Source organism: Rathayibacter sp. AY1A2 (assembly GCF_002930935.1).
GTDB lineage: Bacteria > Actinomycetota > Actinomycetes > Actinomycetales > Microbacteriaceae > Rathayibacter.
Genome location: NZ_PSTP01000004.1, coordinates 150,851 through 167,906, shown reverse-complemented (window position 1 = coordinate 167,906; position 17,056 = coordinate 150,851). Strand labels below are relative to the sequence as shown.

Sequence of the window (17,056 nt, the reverse complement as noted above, 5' to 3'; positions counted from 1 at the left end):
CGCGGCCGAGCGGTCAGGCCGGAGCCTCGTGCTCCAGCGCGATGGCCCTGCGGATGGCGCCTCGGGCGCGCTTGCGGTCGCCGCTGGCGTCGTAGGCGAGGCCGAGGCGGTACCAGGCGCGCCAGCTCCCGGGCTGCGCGTCGACCTCCTCCGCGTACTGCGGGAACAGCGCGTCCGCCTCCTCCCGGAGCGGACGCCCGCTGGCCCGCGAGTCGAGGACCTCCTGCGGCAGCGCGTTCTCGCCCTCCAGCCGACGGGCCAGCTTCTCGGCGCGGAGCCCGAACAGCAGCTCGCGCACGAGCCCCCAGACGCCGACGGCGCCGAGGATCAGCAGGCCGACGCCCATCACGATGCCGGGCACCGTCGCCGCGGCGAAGGCGACGACGGAGTACTGCAGGCAGACGAACAGGTAGAGGGCGAGCAGGACCGCCATCAGGACGACGCCGACGCGGGTCCTCACGGGGTGCTCGTCGCTGCGGCGGCCTGGCCGGACGGAGCCCGGTCGACGACGGGCTGCTCGTCGACCGGCCGCTCGGCGAGAGGCGCGGCGTCGAAGGCGGCGCGCAGGTCGATCAGCGCGTCGAGGCCCACTACCACGCCCGAGGTCGTCCGGACCGCGTCGAGAGCACGCAGGACGCCCTGCTCGTAGGACGCCTGCGAGGTGGTGTCGTGCCGGATGGTGACCGTCTCGCCGGTACCGCCGAAGACGACCTCCTGGCGCGCCTCCACTCCGGGCAGGCGGAGGCTGTGGACCGGGACGCTCGCGACCTGCTGGCCGCGGGCCCGCTGGTCGGTGTGCGGAGCCTGCACCGGACCGAGCTCGGCCCGGGCGCGCAGCAGCAGCTCGGCCGTGCGGACCGCGGTCCCGGAGGGCGAGTCGACCTTGCGGGCGCCGTGGGTCTCGACGATCTCGGCGGCGTCGAAGAAGCGCGCGGCCACGGTGGCCAGCGCGGTCGCGAGCACCGAGCCCAGCGAGAAGTTGGGGATGATCACGACGCCGGCCTCCGGCTGCTCGGCGACGCTGTGCCGGAGGGCCGCGATCCGGTCGCCGGTCCAGCCGGAGGTGCCGACGAGCACCTTCCTCCCGTTGGCTACGGCGAAGTCGACGATCTGCTGGCTGACGGCCGGCGCGGTCATGTCGACGACGACGTCGGCCGCGAGCATCTCGGCGGGATCGCTCCGCGAGCCGAGCCGCGCGACGAGCGAGAACTCGCTCGACGCCTCGATGAGCGAGCAGGTGAACGAGCCGAGTCGGCCGGACGCGCCGACCACGGCGACGGAGGTAGTCACCGACTCAGCGTAGCCCGCAGCTCAGTACGGCTGGGCCTCGGGCAGGCCGGTGCGCAGCTCCACGGGCAGGTGCGAGAGGTCGTTGTGCACGACGAGCACCGGCGGCTTGCGGGAGCGGACGCGGATGATCGTCAGCCCGCAGTTGGCCTGGTTGAGGCCCAGCCACCGCCAGTCGGGAGCGTCGAACACGTGGCGGACGAACCAGCCGATCACGAAGTTGTGGGTGATGAGGAGGTCGTGGCGGTCCTCGCGCGACGGCGCCAGGAACTCGGCCACCGCGTCCTGCATCTGCGCGTGCCCCGCCTCGATCTCGGCCGCGGTGACGCTGCCGAAGAAGGGCTCGAACGCCTTGGGCATGTCCGGGGTCGGCCCCGAGGGGATGCAGTCGAACAGCAGCGAGGACGGCTGGAGCGGCAGGCTCGGCAGAAGCGTCTGGAAGCGCGCGGCCGTCTCCTCGGCCCGGCGCAGCGGCGAGTGCCACGCTCCGGTGAAGGGGACTCCGCCGAGCCGCTCGGCGATGAGCCTCGCCTGGCGCTCACCACGGGCCGAGAGCGGGCCGTCCGGCATGCCGTGCTCGGCGTCCTGCTGCTCGCCGTGGCGGACGAGGTAGATGTAGTGGGACACGGGGTCCTCCCTGGTGCGGCGCGGCGGTGCGCGGTCAGCGGGCGTTCGACGATCGGATCAGATCGCGGAGGCGCTCTCGATCCCGGCGATCCCGGCGAAGGCCGACTCGTCGACCGCGCCGACGGCCGAGATCGACGACGGCCCCCGGGCCAAGTCTGCCGCGAGTGCCTGGACGTCCTCCGCGCCGACGAGGGCGAGTCGGCGCAGGCTCTCGTCGAGGTCGACGAACTCGCCGAAGGTCAGCTCGGCGCGTCCGAGGCGCGACATCCGGGTGTCGGAGTCCTCCAGCGCGAGCGCCGCCGCTCCCGAGAGCTGGCCGCGGGCGCGCGCGAGCTCGTCGTCGGTGACGCCGTCCTCGGCGAGGCGGTGGAACTCGGTGAGCAGGAGCTCGGCGACCGTCCCCGCCTTCGCCGGGGTGCACGCGGCGTAGAGCCCGAAGAGGCCCGCGTCCGAGTAGGACGGGGCGAAGGAGTAGACGGAGTAGGCCAGGCCGCGCTTCTCGCGCACCTCCTGGAACAGCCGCGAGGACATGCCGCCGCCGAGGATCGAGTTGAGGACGCCCATCGTCATCCGCCGCTCGTCGCCCGCGGCGAGACCGGGGAAGCCGACCAGCAGGTTCGCCTGCTCGGTGGGGCGGTGCACCACCGACAGGGCGCTGCCGCGGGTGTAGGACGCACGGCCGCCGACGCGCCGCTCGACGGGCGGGGCCGCCGTGCCGAGGTCCCAGCCGTCGGCGACGAGGACCCGCTGGAGCAGCGCGACGAGCGCCTCGTGGTCGACGGCGCCGGCGACGGTGATCACCACGTCTCGCGGGCGGTAGGCGGCGCGGTAGTGCGCCCAGACCGCGTCCCGGGTGGCCTCGCCGATGGTCGCGGCGGTGCCCCCGATCGGGCGGCCCAGCGGGTGGTCGCCGAACACGGCCTCGAACAGCTTCTCGCCCGCCACGTCGGCCGGATCGTCGTCCGCCATCGCCAGCTCCTCGAGGATGACCCCGCGCTCGGTCTCGAACTCGTCCGGATCGATCAGGCTCGAGGTCACCATGTCGGCGATCACCTCGACCGCCATCGGGAGGTCGCGGTCCTGGATCTTGGCGTAGTAGCAGGTGTACTCCTTGGCGGTGAGAGCGTTGTGCTCCCCGCCCACGGAGTCGAAGGACACGGCGATGTCGAGGGCGGACCGCTTCTGCGTGCCCTTGAACAGCAGGTGCTCGAGGAAGTGCGTCGAGCCGACGTTGGAGGGCACGGCGGGCTCGCCCGCGGTCGCGGGGCGGCCGGGCCGCTCGTCGCGCGAACCCGCGGCGACCCAGAAGCCGATCGTGGCGCTGCGGGCGCCGGGCACCGATTCGCTGAGGATGCGGACACCGCTCGGGAGGACGGAGCGGCGGACCGTGGATCCGCCTGCGGCCCGGACTGACGTCTCCGGCTGGTCGAGGGGCAGTGCGACTCCGTGGTTCATCGTGCCCACCCTAGGCCACCGCGACGGCGGCCCGAGCCGGGCTGTCGCGCCGTGGCGGGAGAGGTGCCTGGGGCGTCGCGGACGGGCGCGGTCAGCGGCGCGCGCGCTCCAGCGCGGCCAGGTGTCCGGGGTCGAGCTCGAGCGAGACCGCGCGCACCAGCGCGTCCACGTCGGCGGGCGAGCGCGGGGCGACCGTCGCGGCGGTCAGGCGCGGCCGGCCGAGCAGCCAGGCCAGGGCGACGGCGGCGGGAACGGCCGAGAGCTCGGCGCCGATCGCGTCGAGGACGGCGAGGACCCGGCGTCCGCGGCGCCCGAGGTGGGCGGCGGCGAGTGCCCCGTCGGGCAGGCGGCCGAGCTCGCGGCGGGTGCGCTCGGCGCCGCGGAGGAACCCGTGGGCGAGGGGGACGGTCGCGAGCAGGGCGAGTCCCTGGCCGGCGGCGACGAGGCCGAGGTCGCCCTCCGAGCCGGGCCGCTCGAGCAGGTTCCAGCGGACCTCCGCGCCGGCGAGGCGGGGCAGCCCGTGGGCGGCCAGGACGCGCGCCTCGAACAGCTCCTCCGGGGAGAATCCGGAGGCGACCACCGACCGCACCAGCCCGCGCGCCAGCAGCACGTCGACAGCGCTGAGGAGCTCGTCGAGGCGTCCGGCCCCGTCGGGGCGGACCGCCAGCACATCGAGGCGATCGGTGCGGAGGCGGCGCAGCGCCCCCTCGACACGGTCCACCAGCGCACGTGGCGTCGCGGGGGCGCCGACCGGAGCGGCGAAGCGGCCGATCAGGAGGAAGCGGTCCCGGTCGCGGTGTCCGGCGGGCCAGCCGCCGACGCCCTCCGCGACGCTCGAGTCGGTGACGACGACGCCGTTGCCGCCCCACGCCGCGTAGCGCTCGAGCAGCGCGGCACCGTCGTCGCGGCCGAGGGCCGCCGCGTCGAGCACGAAGGGGAAGAGGTCGTGGCCGGAGTCGCCCATCGGCCGGCGGTGCGAGGGTGCGACGGCGGTCGGCTCGACGGGGCCGGTCTCGGCGAGGACGCCGCTCGAGGAGGCTGCGCGGGACGCCGCGGGCGGGAGCGGGACGGCACTGTGACGGGGAGCCCGCACGACGACGCCGGTCCTGTCCCTGGGCACGCCACCACTCTCCCTGCGGCGGCTCGGGTCCCGCCAGGGGAGAGAGTATCCGAGCGCCGGAGCCGCCACTCCGCCGGGTCGCGCACGGTTCACCAGATCGTTACACGGGCGCCGCCGGCGGGGTCGACTCGCGCCGGCGAGCGGTGCGGCGGGCCCCTCCGTGTCGGCCGTCCGGGCTAGATTCGCGACCATGGACTCCGCCGCCCCGACCCCCTCCGAGACCGCCGCCCCGACCTCCGACTCCCCCGAGCGGGAGACGTCCGCGCCCTGGTGGACGAGCGCCGTCGTCTACCAGATCTACCCGCGCTCGTTCGCGGACTCGAACGGCGACGGCATCGGCGACCTGGGCGGCATCCGCTCGAAGCTCGACCACCTCGCCGACCTGGGGGTCGACGTGATCTGGCTCTCGCCGGTCTACCCGTCGCCGCAGCACGACAACGGCTACGACATCTCGGACTACGAGGACATCGACCCGCGGTTCGGGACGCTGGAGGAGTTCGACCTGCTCCTCGCGGAGGCCCACGAGCGCGGCATCCGCATCGTGATGGACCTCGTGGTCAACCACACGAGCGACGAGCACGCCTGGTTCGTCGAGTCCCGCTCCTCGCAGGAGGACCCGAAGCGCGACTGGTACTGGTGGCGCCGCGGGCGCCGCTCGGCCGAGCCCGGCCGCGAGCTCGAGGCGGCCGCCGGCGCCGGCCTCGACGTCGCCGAGCCGAACGGCTGGCGCTCCTACTTCTTCGGCCCTGCCTGGACGCTCGACCCGGCGACGGACGAGTACTTCCTCCACCTCTTCGCGGTGCAGCAGCCGGACCTCAACTGGGAGAACCCCGAGGTGCGGCACGCGGTGCACGCGATGATGAACCGCTGGCTCGACCGCGGAGTGGACGGCTTCCGGATGGACGTGATCAACCTCGTCTCGAAGGACGTCGGAGCCGTCGACGGCGAGCAGGGCGGCGCGGGCATCGTCGGAGGGGTGGGTCCGCGGCTCCACGAGTACCTCCGCGAGATGCACGAGGCCGTGTTCGCGCACCGCGAGGGCTCCTTCCTCACCGTCGGCGAGATGCCCGGGGTCACCCTCGAGGAGGCGGTGCTCGTGACCGATCCCGAGCGGCGTGAGCTCGACATGGTCTTCCAGTTCGAGCACGTCGGCATCGACCACGGAGTCGACAAGTTCCACCCGGTGCCGCTGGACCTGGTCGCCTTGAAGGCCAACCTCGCGCGCTGGCAGGACGGCCTGGCCGAGCGCGGCTGGAACAGCCTGTACCTCGGCAACCACGACCAGCCGCGTCTCGTCTCGCGCTTCGGGGACGACGGCGCGCACCGCTACGAGTCCGCGACCCTCTGGGCGACGCTCCTCCACCTCCAGCGCGGCACGCCGTACATCTACCAGGGCGACGAGATCGGGATGACGAACGTCCCGTTCGCCGGCATCGAGGACTTCCGCGACGTCGAGTCCCTGAACTACTGGGCCGAGGCCGTCGGCGAGCGCGGCGAGGACCCGGCGACCGTGCTCGCCGGGCTGCGCGCGCAGAGCCGCGACAACGCCCGCACGCCGGTGCAGTGGGACGACAGCCTCCAGGCCGGCTTCACGACCGGCGAGCCGTGGATCGCGGTCAACCCTAACGCCGCCGAGGTGAACGTCGCCGCCGATCGGGCCGCCGAGCGGTCGGTCTTCGAGTACTACCGGGCGCTGATCGCGCTGCGGCACGCCGACGAGACGGTGCAGCTGGGCCGCTTCGCGCTGCTGGAGCCCGAGCACCCCGCGCTCTTCGCCTTCACGCGCACCGGACCGGGCGAGCTGCTCGTCGTCGGGAACGTGTCCGGTGAGCCGCTCGAGGTGCCGCTGCTCGAGGAGTGGGCGGCTGCCGAGACGGTCCTCGGCAACGTCGCCGGTGCGACCGGGTCGACGCTCGGCCCGTGGGAGGCGCGCATCCTGCGCCGCTGAACCTCGCCGCGCCCCGCTCCGAGCCCGGCGCGGGGCGCGGCGCCCGACGGCGGCGGACCAGCCGGCGAGAGCCTCAGGCGGAGACGCGGTCCAGCTGGGCGATGTCGCTCCGGGTCAGTGGGAGCGCGGCCGCCGCGAACAGCGACTCGAGCTCCGCGGCGTTCCGGGCCCGGACGATCGCCGCCGAGACCTCCTGGTGCGAGAGCACCCAGGCGAGCGCGACCACGCCGGGCTCCGTGCCGTGGGCGCCGGCGATCTCGTCGAGGGCAGCGAGCACGCGGGAGCCGTGGCGGCCGACGTAGTCCAGGCCCGCCTCGAACAGGGCCGACTCCGGCTCGTCCGTGCGGCTGCGCAGGGCGCCGGTGAGGTAGCCGCTCGCCAGGGGCAGCCGCGCGAGGGTGCCGAGCTCTAGCCGCACCACCTCGGGGGCGACGTCGGTCTCGTAGGTCCGGCGCTCCATCAGGCTGTACTCCGACACGACGGCCGAGAGCGACGGCAGCGCGAACGCGGTCGCCGTCTCGTGCAGCGCCGTGATCGCGGCTCCGCTGAAGTGCGCGGCGCCCAGGGCGCCGACCGAGCCGTCCGCCAGGAACGGCGCGACCGCCGCCAGGCTGTCGGCGATGGGGATCCCGGGGTCCTCGCTGTCGAACGAGAGCAGGTCGATCCGGGTGCCGAGCCGCTCGAGGCTCCCCTCGATCGCGATGCGGACGTCCTCCGGGGCGAGTCCCGGCGCGTCCGGGTGCCGGCCGACCTTCGTCGCGACCAGCATCCGCTCGCGCAGCCCGCTCTGCTCGAGCCAGCGGCCGATCATGTACTCGCTCCGACCGGTCGCGTAGTGGTCCGCGGTCGAGATCAGGGTGCCGCCGAGGCGGCCGAACGCGTCGAGCACCTCGGTGGTGTCGTCGATCCCGGCGGCCCAGCCGAAGACGGAGCCGTCGAGGGCGAGCGGATGCACGGGGAGGCCGGTCCGACCCAGGGTGCGCGAGAGGAGGGGCGTCTCCGGCTCGGTGGCCAGCGGCGTCGGGTCGGTCACGGAGTCCTCCGGTCGTGGCGGTGCGGCGCGGTCCCGCCACCGTACCCCATGCCCCCGCCGACGACGGACGCCCGCCCCACCGGAGTGGGACGGGCGTCACGGTCGTGCAGGAGGGATCAGCTCTCGGCGGGAGCCTCGGCCTCGGCCTCCTCGGCCACGACGGGCGCGAGGGACAGCTTGCCGCGGTCGTCGATCTTGGTGATCTGGACGAGCAGCTTCTGGCCGACTCCGAGGACGTCCTCGACGTTCTCGACGCGCTTGCCGCCGGCGAGCTTGCGGACCTCGCTGATGTGCAGCAGTCCGTCCTTGCCGGGGAGGAGCGAGACGAACGCGCCGAAGGTCGCGAGCTTGACGACGGTTCCGAGGAACTGCTCGCCGACCTCGGGGTTGGTCGGGTTCGCGATGGCGTTGACCTGCGCACGCGCGGCCTCGGCCGACGGACCGTCGACGGCCCCGATGTAGACGGTGCCGTCCTCCTCGATGGAGATGTCGGCGCCGGTCTCGTCCTGGATCGCGTTGATCGTCTTGCCCTTGGGGCCGATCAGCTCGCCGATCTTGTCGACGGGGATCTGCACCGAGATCACGCGGGGCGCGGTCGGGGCCATCTCGTCGGGCTGGTCGATGGCCGCCGTGAGCACCGCGAGGATCGTGGTGCGGGCGTCCTTGGCCTGCTTGAGCGCGGCGTCGAGCACCGACGACGGGATGCCGTCGAGCTTGGTGTCGAGCTGGATGGCCGTGACGAACTCGGCGGTTCCGGCGACCTTGAAGTCCATGTCGCCGAGCGCGTCCTCGGCGCCCAGGATGTCGGTCAGCGCCGCGTAGCGGGTCTGGCCGTCGACGACGTCGGACACGAGGCCCATCGCGATGCCCGCGACCGGGGCGCGCAGCGGCACTCCGGCGTTGAGGAGCGACAGGGTCGACGCGCAGACCGAGCCCATCGAGGTCGAGCCGTTGGAGCTCAGCGCCTCGGAGACCTGGCGGATCGCGTAGGGGAACTCCTCGCGGCTCGGCAGCACCGGCACGAGGGCGCGCTCGGCGAGGAAGCCGTGCCCGATCTCGCGACGCTTCGGCGATCCGACGCGGCCGGTCTCACCGGTCGAGTAGGGCGGGAAGTTGTAGTGGTGCAGGTACCGCTTCTTGGTGACGGGCGACAGCGAGTCGATCTGCTGCTCCATCTTGAGCATGTTCAGCGTGGTGACGCCCAGGATCTGGGTCTCGCCGCGCTGGAAGATGGCCGAGCCGTGGACGCGCGGGATGACCTGCACCTCGGCGTCGAGCGGGCGGATGTCGGCGAGGCCGCGTCCGTCGATGCGCACGCCGTCGCGAAGGATGCGGCCGCGGACGACCACCTTCGTGACGGACTTGTACGCCGCTCCGACCTGGTTGTAGGCCTCGGCCGACAGCTGACCCGAGGCGATGCGCTCGGCGATCTGCTCCTTGACGCGCGCCTTGAGGGCGTCGTCGGCGTCCTGCCGCTCGACCTTGTCGGCGATCTGGTACACGCGGACGAGCTCGTCGTAGCTGAGCTCGGCGACGTTGTCGTAGGTCTCCTGCGCGTAGGGCAGGAACACCGGGTAGTCCTTGACCGGCTTCGCGGTCTCGGCGGCGAGCTTCGCCTGCGCCTCGACGAGTGCGCGGAGGAAGGGCTTGGCGGCCTCGAGGCCCTCGGCGACGACGTCCTCGCTGGGCTTGGTCGCACCCGCCTTGATGAGGTTCCAGGAGGACTCCGTGGCCTCGGCCTCGACCATCATGATGGCGACGTCCGAGGAGCCGTCCTCGTTGGTGACGACGCGGCCCGCGACGGTGAGGTCGAAGACGGCGTTCTCCAGCTGGGAGGCCTTGGGGAAGGCGACCCACTGGTCGTTGCCGGAGCCGTCGGACATGAGCGCCAGGCGGACGCCGGCGACCGGGCCGGAGAACGGCAGGCCGGAGATCTGCGTGGACGCGCTCGCGGCGTTGATCGCGAGGGCGTCGTAGAACTCGTCCGGCGCGATGCTGAGGACCGTGATGACGATCTGGACCTCGTTGCGCAGGCCCTCGACGAACGAGGGGCGCAGCGGCCGGTCGATCAGACGGCAGACCAGGATCGCCTCGGTGGAGGGGCGGCCCTCGCGGCGGAAGAACGAGCCGGGGATCTTGCCGGCGGCGTAGGAGCGCTCCTCGACGTCGACGGTCAGCGGGAAGAAGTCGAAGTTGTCCTTCGGGTTCTTCGAGGCCGACGTGGCCGAGAGGAGCATGGTGTCCTCGTCGAGGTAGGCGGCGACGGCGCCCTGAGCCTGCTGCGCGAGGCGGCCGGTCTCGAAGCGGACGGTGCGGGTGCCGTACGAGCCGTTGTCGAGAACGGCTTCGGCGAATGTGATTTCAGGACCTTCCAAGAGGTCTGTCTCCTTAACGTCTGCAGCGGCGCCCCTTCTGGGCGCCGGCGTTCGTCGGAGCAGCGGTCCGGTCAGGAATCGAGACGATCCCACGGCAGGGCTTCGCGCCGTGCCGTCGTGTGGAGGGCGTTCGTGCTGGCCACCAGTAGAAGAGCTCCGGGCTGTCGCGACCTGTGCCGCGAGCGGGACGTGCCGCCTGCGACTCGTGCCGCGGCGGCCCGCGCTCTGTCGCACGCTGCCGCCGTCCGGGACTCCACCACCGAGGACCAGCTTCCTGCCGGCCTGCTCCGTGGCTCGAATCCTGGGTCGACCGGCGGTCGCTTTCGGATTCGGAACCGGTTCATGCTATCAGCCGCGGTGCGGTTCCTCCATGGACCGCGCCGACCCGGCGGGCCCTCCGCCCGTCAGCCCCGCGTCTCGTGCATCAGCAGCTCGACGCGCAGCCCGCCCCTCACCGTCACGATGCGGGCCGGCACGCGGGGCGACCTCCCCGCCTCCGAGAGCCGGGCGAGGGCGGCCTCGACCACGTTCTCGAGACCGCGCGGCACCTGGCCGACGAGCCCCGAGGGGCGCTGGGCCGCGAACAGGCGGACCGGCATCGGAGCGTCCACGCGCTCCTCCTCCGCGGTGCGGCGCGGGATCACGGCCGTGACCTCGTCCTCGCCGAGGGCGAGCACCCGCGCGATCTCGTCCTGGTGCGGCCGGGAGTCGGCGAGGCGGAGGAGGGTGTCGCCGCGCCGCGACTTCGGACGCAGCTCGTAGTCGTAGTCGTCGAGCTTGCCCGAGCCGCGGTCGTCGGAGGGGAGGGGGTTCGCGTCGCCGCGTCCGAACGGGAAGAGCTTCATGCCTCCATTGTCCAGCGCGCGGCCCCTCCCCCGCTCGCGTCAGGCGGTGCGCCGCATCCGGGCGATCGCCGCGAGCACCAGGACGAGCACGACGGCGACGAAGCCGAGCAGGACCGGGACGGCCGGCAGGAGCGCGAGCGCGGCACCGATCGCCAGGACCGGCACCGCGAGGCCGAGATAGGCGGCGAGGAACACGGCCGCGAGCACCTCGCCGCGGGTCTCGTCGGTGGCGAGCGAGCCGGCGACTCCGAGCGCCAGGCGGAAGAGCAGGCCCACGCCCGCTCCCGCGAGCACCCCGCCGATGATGAAGGCGGACACCGAGACGATCACGGCGCCGGTCGCGACCAGCAGCAGCCCGGCCGTCAGCGCCACGGCCGCGAGGCGGAGCGCCGTCTGCGAGGACAGCCGGATCGAGACCAGCTGCGCGACGGCTCCGGCGGCGAAGACCCCGAAGGAGACCGCGCCCGCCTCGAGGTGGGAGGTCTCGCCGAAGCGCCCGGCGAGGAAGGTCGGCGCCAGCGAGGTGAAGAGGCCGAACACGGCGAACCCGGCGAACGCGCCGACCGCGGCCGAGAGGAAGACGCCGCGGGAGGCGGCCGGCACGGCCAGGCGCTGCGGACGGTAGGCCGGGAGGACCTCGCGCCGCTCGACCGTCTCGGGGACGAGCGCGACGCCGATCCCGAGGACGACCAGGAGGACGAGGAACACGGCGTACGGGACGACCAGGGGCTCGCGCACCGTCACGGCGAACACCCCGCCGACGAGCGGGCCGAGCGCCAGCCCGCCCATGTTGACGAGGGCGGAGACGGCGCGGGAGGTGCCGGGGCCCTCCTCCGGGCGGGCGACGGCGCGCAGCTCCGAGAGGTGGGCGGCGGCCGTCGCGGTGAGCGCGCCGACGCCGAGCCCGGTCAGCAGGCGGGCGAGGATCAGCCCGGGCACGTCCGGCCAGAGCAGGAACACGGCGGCCGCCAGGACCTCGACGAGGATCGACGCGAGCAGGATCCGGCGGCGGCCGAGCCAGTCGCTGACGTGCCCGGCGAGGAAGAGGCTCGCCACGACTCCGACCGCGTACGCGGCGAAGACCACGGTGACGACGAAGGCCGGGAACCCGTCGCGCTGCTGGTAGATCGCGTAGAGCGGTGTCGGCACGGTCGAGAACGCCATCACCGTGAGGAAGGCGACGGCGATCACCCAGAAGCCGTGGCGGTGCGGGAGCTCGCGGCGGTGGACGGACGGGAGGGAGCGCTCGGTGGTGGTCACGGTGTCCACAGTGCTCCGCCCCATCATCCGTGTCCAACGGAGGATCTCGGTTGGATTGATCGTCCCTGCTGGATAATGGGCGGATGGACGACCGCCAGCTCGCCGCCTTCGTCGCCGTCGCCGAGGAGCTCAGCTTCACTCGGGCGGCCGCGCGCCTGTTCGTCGTGCAGTCGACCCTCTCGGCGAGCATCCGCTCGCTCGAGCAGGAGCTCGGCTCGCCGCTGTTCGCCCGCTCGACCCGGCGGGTGGCGCTCACCGCGGTCGGCGAGGCGCTCCTGCCCTCGGCCCGATCGGCGATCGACAGCCTCGACCGGATGCGCTCGCTCGCGGCCGACGACGCGGCGGGGCTCCGCGGGCGGGTGCGGGTGGGCACCTTCTCCGCCCTCGACCTCGTCGACCTGCCCGGCGCGCTCGGCGTCTTCCGCACTCGGCACCCGCTGGTGGACCTGCTCCTGCGCACCTCGACCACCGGCTCCACCGGTCTCGCCGAGGACCTGCGCCGCGGCCTGCTCGACGCCGCTCTGCTGGCACTGCCGGCGACGCAGCTGCGGGGCCTGGCGGTGACGCGGCTCGTGCGCAGCGACTACGTCCTGCTGGTGGCGAGCGCGCATCCGCTCGCCGCGGCGGGACCGCCCTCCCCGCAGGACCTCGACGGGCTCACCTTCGTGGACACGCCCGCCGGCTTCGGCAACAGGGTCGCCGTCGACCTCGCCTTCCGCGAGGCCGGGGCGTCGCGCCGGGTGGCCACCGAGGTCGCCGATCTGCCGGGGATCCCCCGCTTCGTGCAGGCGGGGCTGGGTCCGGCGATCGTGCCGCGCGCGGGCGTCGAGCCGCTGGAGGGCGTCACGGCCCTCGCGCTCGACTGGCCGGGGCTGGTCTGGGAGCTCTCGGTCTGCACGGCGCCGCGCCCCTCCGCCGCGGTGCAGGCGCTCACGGCCGTGCTGGCGGAGCGCTCGGCCTAGGCCTCAGCCCTCGCGCAGGGGGCCGCGGACGATCGAGTCGCCGGAGTGCTCCGGGTCGTCGTCGAACGGCTCCTGGGAGACGTCCACGAGCGGGAACTCGGCGAGGTCGACGTCATCGGGCACGGCGAAGACGCCGTCGGTCCCGTCGAGCACGCCGAGCCCGACCAGCCCGGAGGCGTCGGCGGCGAGGAGCCAGACCTCCCGGTACGAGTCGTCCGCGCTCTGCGCATCGAGGTGCACGTGCAGGCGGCGGGTGCCGTCGGCGTCCTCCAGCTCGGCGGTTCCGCTCGCTCCCTGCCAGTCGGGGAGAGCGGCGAGATCAGCGCGCGCCACGACGGCGGCGGTGTCGTCGCTCCGCGAGGCCTGCCACCAGGCTCCGCCCGCGACCCCGATGACGAGCGCGCCGAGAGCTGCCAGAACGGCGCTCAGAGCGCGGGGCCGGCGGCGGCGCGCGGGACGGTGCCGTCCCCGGGGAAGTGCGAGCGGAGGCGGCACGGCAGCCGCCGACGACGGAAGGGCGCCGGGCCCGAGGTCGCCGAGGGCGAGCTCCTCGCGGATGCGGTCCCAGACGATCGCGGGCGGCGCCTCCAGCTCGACAGCACGGCTCGCACGGCCCAGGCCCGCGGCGTGGCCGAGCTCGACCAGCTGCCGGGCGCAGTCGGGGCAGTCGCGCAGGTGGGCCTGCTCGGCGTCGCTCGAGTGCTCGCCGAGGGCGAGCAGGGCGAGCTCGTCGGGATCGAGGTGGGTCATGTGCTGCTCACCTCCAGGCGGGAGCGGAGCCGGTCGAGGCTGCGGCGGATGTGGCTCTTGACGGTACCGAGCGGCAGGCCGGTGCGCTCGGCGATCTCGGTGTGGGTGAGGTCCTCGTAGAAGGCGAGGCCGATCACCCGCCGGGGGACGGGATCCAGGCGGGCCAGCTCGTCGGCGATCAGGATCCGCGCCTCGAGGTCGACAGGGGCCTCCCCCTCCTCGACCGGGGTGACGGCGACGAGGGCCTCGGTGAGCCTCCGCTCGCGCGCCCGGGCCTCGTGCGCGTCCGCGATCCTCCTCCGGGAGATCCCGACCAGCCAGGCTCCGAGAGCCGCCCGTCCGGGGTCGAAGCCCGAGCGCGAGGTCCAGGCCGAGACGAACACGCGCTGCACCACGTCCTCCGCGTCGCCGCGGTCGCCGAGCGAGCGCAGCGCCAGCGTGAAGACCAGCGGCGACCAGCGCGAGTACGCCTCGGCGAGCGCCGCCTCCTCCCCTGCGGCGAAGCGGCGGCCGAGCCGGGCCACGAGAGCGCTGTCGGCCTCGGCGCCGTCGGCGGGCTCGATGGTCTCGATCAGGGGATCCCTCCAGGGCTGCGGGGAGCGCTGCCGCCCGGGGGCGTGCGGCGCTGCGAGGCTCATCGTACGTCGCTGAGGCTCGGGCGGGCGGATCAGCCGGCCGGGACGGCCGTGACCACCACGTTGCTGAGGTAGTGGCGGGTGTCGTAGTCGAAGTCGCCGCCGCAGGTGATCAGGACCAGCCGCGGCGGTCCGTCGGCGGCGAACACGGCCGAGAGGTCGACCGTGGTCTTCTCCGTGGTCTCCACCGTCGAGACGGTGTACGCGCTCTCCGCGCCGTCCGCGCCGGTGAGGGTCACGGTCTGGCCCGGGACCGCCTTCTTCAGCTCGACGAACGGCCCGAGGCCGTAGGCGAGGGAGTCGACGTGCGCGGCGATCACGACCGTGCCCTCCGGCTCGTCGAGGCCGGCGCCGAAGCGGTACCAGCCGGCGACCTGCGTGTCGGGCACGAGCTCCATCGTGCCGTCGTCCGCGACTCCGACCGGCTCGACGGCCATGTCGACGGGGAGCCCCTCGACGACGAGCCGCTCGGGAGCGAGCGCGGTGGGGGCGGGGGTCGCGCCGAGCCGGGCGTCCGCCACCGGGACGGACGGCACCGCTTCCGGCGGGGCCGCCGTGGGCGAGGAGGGGACCGTGGCCGGCACCGGCTGCTGGGGCGCCGAGGAGACGGCGGCGGGAGCGGGCTCCACCCGGGACTCCTGCGCCGCGCATCCGGCGAGACCGGCACCGGCCACGATCAGCCCGACCACGGCGAGGACGCGCAGAGGGAAGGGGCTCCGGCTCATGGCGTCCTCCTGGGTCGTGGTCGGGGGTGCCGGGACGGCCGCGCTCCAGCACGGCCGACCCGGCGGTCGGTTCCTCGGGTCAGCGACGCGAGGCGGCGGTGCGGCGGCCGATCAGCACGGCGCCGGCGGCGGCGAGGGCGGCGAGCAGTGCTCCGCCCCACCAGCCCGCGGCGGCGTCGGGGCGGTTGTCCGCGGCGAGGCCGGCCTCACCGGCGGGGACGCCCGACGGCGAGGAGTGCAGTCCGTCGATGGTCTGCGTCGCGAGAGCGAGGTTGCCCTTCTCCAGGCTGCCCCAGGCGTAGACGATCGTGTTCACGCCCTCCTGGACCTGCACGTCGGCCGGGCCGATGACCGGCGCGGTGGTCCCGGTCGCGGCGACCACGGTCGAGATCGTGGCCGGGGCGAGGTTCAGCACGCCCTCGTTCGGGTTCGTCACGTTCGTCAGGACGGGCGACCCTCCGGCGAGGATGTCCACGGCCGGAGCGGCGGCGATGTGGCGGACCGTGAGCCGGCCCTCGCCCGCGGCGGTCTTCGAGATGTCGTTGGTGAAGAGGGTCGCGGTGGGGGTGTTGTCGGGCTTGAGGTGCGCCGCGACGGTGTAGCTCTTCCCCGCCTCGAGGCTGATGTCGATCGGGCCGATCACGGGGGCGCTGGCGTCCGCGGCGGTGGAGGCCGTGATGGCGACCTTGTAGGTGCCGGTGGGGAGGTCGAGCGGGCCGGCGAGCGAGCCGGGGGTGAAGTCGTCGAGCGTCAGCTTGCCGTCGACGTAGACGTCGACCGGGGTGTCGGGGACGGCGTGCAGGACCGAGAGGTCGGCCGAGTCGGCGTCGGCGGCGGCGGCGGGCGTGGCGGCGATGCCGACGACGGCCAGGGTTCCGATGCAGGCACCGGCGAGCAGGCTGCGGGAGAAGCGGGAGGTGGTCACGGTGTTCCTCTTTCACGATGGGACCCGCGAGGGGTCGGGGGGTGGTCGAGAAGGGCCTTCACCACTACTTCCGCCCGAGGCGCCTCCTCGGATGCACCCGGTCTGAGATTCCTCGAAAGAATTCCTGCCGGACGCTTCGAGGGCCCCTCGCGGCGCTGGCCCGAGCGCCCGTGCCGGGCTAGCCTCCGACCAGGAGGTGCGGAGGATGGGCAGGCGCGGCGTGGTCCTCCTCCTCGCCGCCGCGGCGCTCACCACGGCGGCGGTCGCGGGCGTGCACGGCTCCCTCGCCCCCTGGGCGCCGGTCGCCGACCAGGCCGCCGCCGCCTCCGACGCCCCCGCCCAGTGCGACGACGCCCGGGAGCTGCTGGCCGCCTCGTCCGCCTTCGAGGGCGGAGCGGGCGTGCCGGCCGGCCACCTCGTGGCCTGCCTCGACGAGGACCACCGGCGCCTCACGATCCACAACCGCACCCCCGTCGTCTGGAGTCTCGGCGACTCCTCGGTGCGGGGCGTGACGAGCGGGACGGACGGAGTGACGGGTCTGCTGAGCCTGCACGCGTCGCAGTCCTCCTCCGGGCTGCTCCTCGCACCCGGATCGGCGGCCTCGGTCTCCGCCGGCGAGGGGAGGATCCGACCGCGGCCCGACGAGCCCTCGACCCGGCTGCAGCTCGCGCTCACCGCGGTGGTCGCGGCTCAGGATCAGGCGATCGGCCCCTCCGCCGGTCCCGACAGCATCATCCGCGGCGCCGCGCTCACCTGCGCGGTCGTGGTCGCGGAGTCGGACACCGGCTGGCGGGTGACCTCGCCGCGGGCTCTCGCCGCGGCGGCCGAGGACCCGGTGTGCGCGCGCGACTGGGGCCGCGCCCAGCGCAGCGCGGCGGCCTGGCGGATCGCCCTGCCCGGGCTCGTCGACGCCGTGGAGGCTCCCGGCCGCCCCGAGGAGGACACGGCGCTCCAGCGGGCCGCGGCCGACTGGTTCTCGGCCTCGAGCGGCTACTCGTGGGGCGGGGTCGACCGCCCCGCTCCCCTGCCCTGACCGGCGCCGCGCGCCTCGTCCGCCCGGGAACGCGAACGGGCCGCCCTCCGCGAGGAGGACGGCCCGTTCGGCAAGA

At 74.2% G+C, this 17,056-nt stretch carries 16 protein-coding genes; 3 read left to right on the top strand and 13 right to left on the bottom strand.

Going from position 1 to position 17,056, the window contains the following annotated elements; genetic code table 11:
• Positions 1-13: 13 nt before the first annotated feature.
• From C5B93_RS06280 to C5B93_RS06260, 5 genes are all read right to left on the bottom strand, one after another.
• Positions 14-460, bottom strand: a complete 447-nt coding sequence (locus C5B93_RS06280) for a tetratricopeptide repeat protein (RefSeq protein ID WP_104233263.1) — start codon at positions 458-460, stop codon at positions 14-16.
• Positions 457-1,290 carry a 4-hydroxy-tetrahydrodipicolinate reductase gene (dapB, locus tag C5B93_RS06275; RefSeq protein ID WP_104292046.1) on the bottom strand — a complete coding sequence of 278 codons (834 nt, stop codon included), beginning with the start codon at positions 1,288-1,290 and terminating at the stop codon, positions 457-459. Before dapB ends, C5B93_RS06280 begins: the two co-directional genes overlap by 4 nt.
• 21 nt (positions 1,291-1,311) lie before the next feature.
• The gene (locus C5B93_RS06270; protein ID WP_104224462.1) at positions 1,312-1,914 is read right to left on the bottom strand and encodes a histidine phosphatase family protein; all 603 of its coding nucleotides are present in this window, start codon (positions 1,912-1,914) and stop codon (positions 1,312-1,314) included.
• Between the two features lie 57 nt (positions 1,915-1,971).
• Positions 1,972-3,369: a pitrilysin family protein gene (locus C5B93_RS06265; protein WP_104224504.1), complete on the bottom strand. Its 1,398-nt coding sequence runs from the start codon at positions 3,367-3,369 to the stop codon at positions 1,972-1,974.
• Between the two features lie 91 nt (positions 3,370-3,460).
• On the bottom strand, positions 3,461-4,489 hold the full coding sequence (locus C5B93_RS06260) for an aldo/keto reductase (protein WP_146078453.1): 1,029 nt from the start codon (positions 4,487-4,489) through the stop codon (positions 3,461-3,463).
• A gap of 190 nt (positions 4,490-4,679) precedes the next feature.
• Here C5B93_RS06260 and C5B93_RS06255 point away from each other — a divergent pair, with 190 nt between their 5' ends.
• Positions 4,680-6,437 (top strand): alpha-glucosidase, encoded by a 1,758-nt coding sequence (locus tag C5B93_RS06255; protein WP_104292044.1) that lies wholly within the window; start codon positions 4,680-4,682, stop codon positions 6,435-6,437.
• A gap of 73 nt (positions 6,438-6,510) precedes the next feature.
• Here the strand turns inward: C5B93_RS06255 and C5B93_RS06250 are convergent, their stop codons facing one another.
• The 4 genes from C5B93_RS06250 to C5B93_RS06235 form a co-directional block, all read right to left on the bottom strand.
• A complete protein-coding gene (locus tag C5B93_RS06250) occupies positions 6,511-7,470 on the bottom strand; it encodes an aldo/keto reductase (protein ID WP_104233259.1) in 960 nt (319 codons plus the stop codon).
• 116 nt (positions 7,471-7,586) lie between these two features.
• The gene (locus tag C5B93_RS06245; protein ID WP_104226293.1) at positions 7,587-9,845 is read right to left on the bottom strand and encodes a polyribonucleotide nucleotidyltransferase; all 2,259 of its coding nucleotides are present in this window, start codon (positions 9,843-9,845) and stop codon (positions 7,587-7,589) included.
• Positions 9,846-10,249: 404 nt separating this feature from the next.
• The gene (locus tag C5B93_RS06240; RefSeq protein WP_104226292.1) at positions 10,250-10,690 is read right to left on the bottom strand and encodes a hypothetical protein; all 441 of its coding nucleotides are present in this window, start codon (positions 10,688-10,690) and stop codon (positions 10,250-10,252) included.
• A 39-nt stretch (positions 10,691-10,729) separates the two neighbouring features.
• A complete protein-coding gene (locus tag C5B93_RS06235) occupies positions 10,730-11,950 on the bottom strand; it encodes an MFS transporter (RefSeq protein WP_258068161.1) in 1,221 nt (406 codons plus the stop codon).
• An 83-nt stretch (positions 11,951-12,033) separates the two neighbouring features.
• Between C5B93_RS06235 and C5B93_RS06230 the strand changes: the two genes are divergently transcribed.
• Entirely contained in the window at positions 12,034-12,912 is an 879-nt protein-coding gene (locus C5B93_RS06230) for a LysR family transcriptional regulator (protein WP_104292042.1), read from the top strand.
• A gap of 3 nt (positions 12,913-12,915) precedes the next feature.
• On the opposite strand, the gene C5B93_RS06225 is transcribed toward C5B93_RS06230, so the two are convergent.
• The 4 genes from C5B93_RS06225 to C5B93_RS06210 form a co-directional block, all read right to left on the bottom strand.
• On the bottom strand, positions 12,916-13,662 hold the full coding sequence (locus C5B93_RS06225) for an anti-sigma factor (RefSeq protein WP_104292041.1): 747 nt from the start codon (positions 13,660-13,662) through the stop codon (positions 12,916-12,918).
• A complete protein-coding gene (locus C5B93_RS06220) occupies positions 13,659-14,300 on the bottom strand; it encodes an RNA polymerase sigma factor (protein ID WP_104226288.1) in 642 nt (213 codons plus the stop codon). The genes C5B93_RS06225 and C5B93_RS06220 overlap by 4 nt, the downstream gene beginning before the upstream one ends.
• 29 nt (positions 14,301-14,329) lie before the next feature.
• Positions 14,330-15,022 (bottom strand): class F sortase, encoded by a 693-nt coding sequence (locus C5B93_RS06215; RefSeq protein ID WP_104292040.1) that lies wholly within the window; start codon positions 15,020-15,022, stop codon positions 14,330-14,332.
• A 79-nt stretch (positions 15,023-15,101) separates the two neighbouring features.
• Positions 15,102-15,947, bottom strand: a complete 846-nt coding sequence (locus tag C5B93_RS06210) for a DUF4397 domain-containing protein (RefSeq protein WP_104224813.1) — start codon at positions 15,945-15,947, stop codon at positions 15,102-15,104.
• A gap of 205 nt (positions 15,948-16,152) precedes the next feature.
• On the opposite strand from C5B93_RS06210, the gene C5B93_RS06205 reads away from it, so the two are divergent.
• Positions 16,153-16,980 (top strand): hypothetical protein, encoded by an 828-nt coding sequence (locus tag C5B93_RS06205; RefSeq protein WP_104292039.1) that lies wholly within the window; start codon positions 16,153-16,155, stop codon positions 16,978-16,980.
• The last annotated feature ends 76 nt before the right edge of the window (positions 16,981-17,056 follow it).

Excerpts from the sequence above, each read along its gene's own strand:
- C5B93_RS06265 (WP_104224504.1), bottom strand. The coding sequence starts at position 3,369 with ATGAACCACGGAGTCGCACTGCCCCTCGACCAGCCGGAGACGTCAGTC.
- C5B93_RS06255 (WP_104292044.1), top strand. The coding sequence starts at position 4,680 with ATGGACTCCGCCGCCCCGACCCCCTCCGAGACCGCCGCCCCGACCTCC.
- C5B93_RS06240 (WP_104226292.1), bottom strand. The coding sequence starts at position 10,690 with ATGAAGCTCTTCCCGTTCGGACGCGGCGACGCGAACCCCCTCCCCTCC.
- C5B93_RS06230 (WP_104292042.1), top strand. The coding sequence starts at position 12,034 with ATGGACGACCGCCAGCTCGCCGCCTTCGTCGCCGTCGCCGAGGAGCTC.
- C5B93_RS06225 (WP_104292041.1), bottom strand. The coding sequence starts at position 13,662 with ATGACCCACCTCGATCCCGACGAGCTCGCCCTGCTCGCCCTCGGCGAG.
- C5B93_RS06220 (WP_104226288.1), bottom strand. The coding sequence starts at position 14,300 with ATGAGCCTCGCAGCGCCGCACGCCCCCGGGCGGCAGCGCTCCCCGCAG.
- C5B93_RS06215 (WP_104292040.1), bottom strand. The coding sequence starts at position 15,022 with ATGAGCCGGAGCCCCTTCCCTCTGCGCGTCCTCGCCGTGGTCGGGCTG.
- C5B93_RS06205 (WP_104292039.1), top strand. The coding sequence starts at position 16,153 with ATGGGCAGGCGCGGCGTGGTCCTCCTCCTCGCCGCCGCGGCGCTCACC.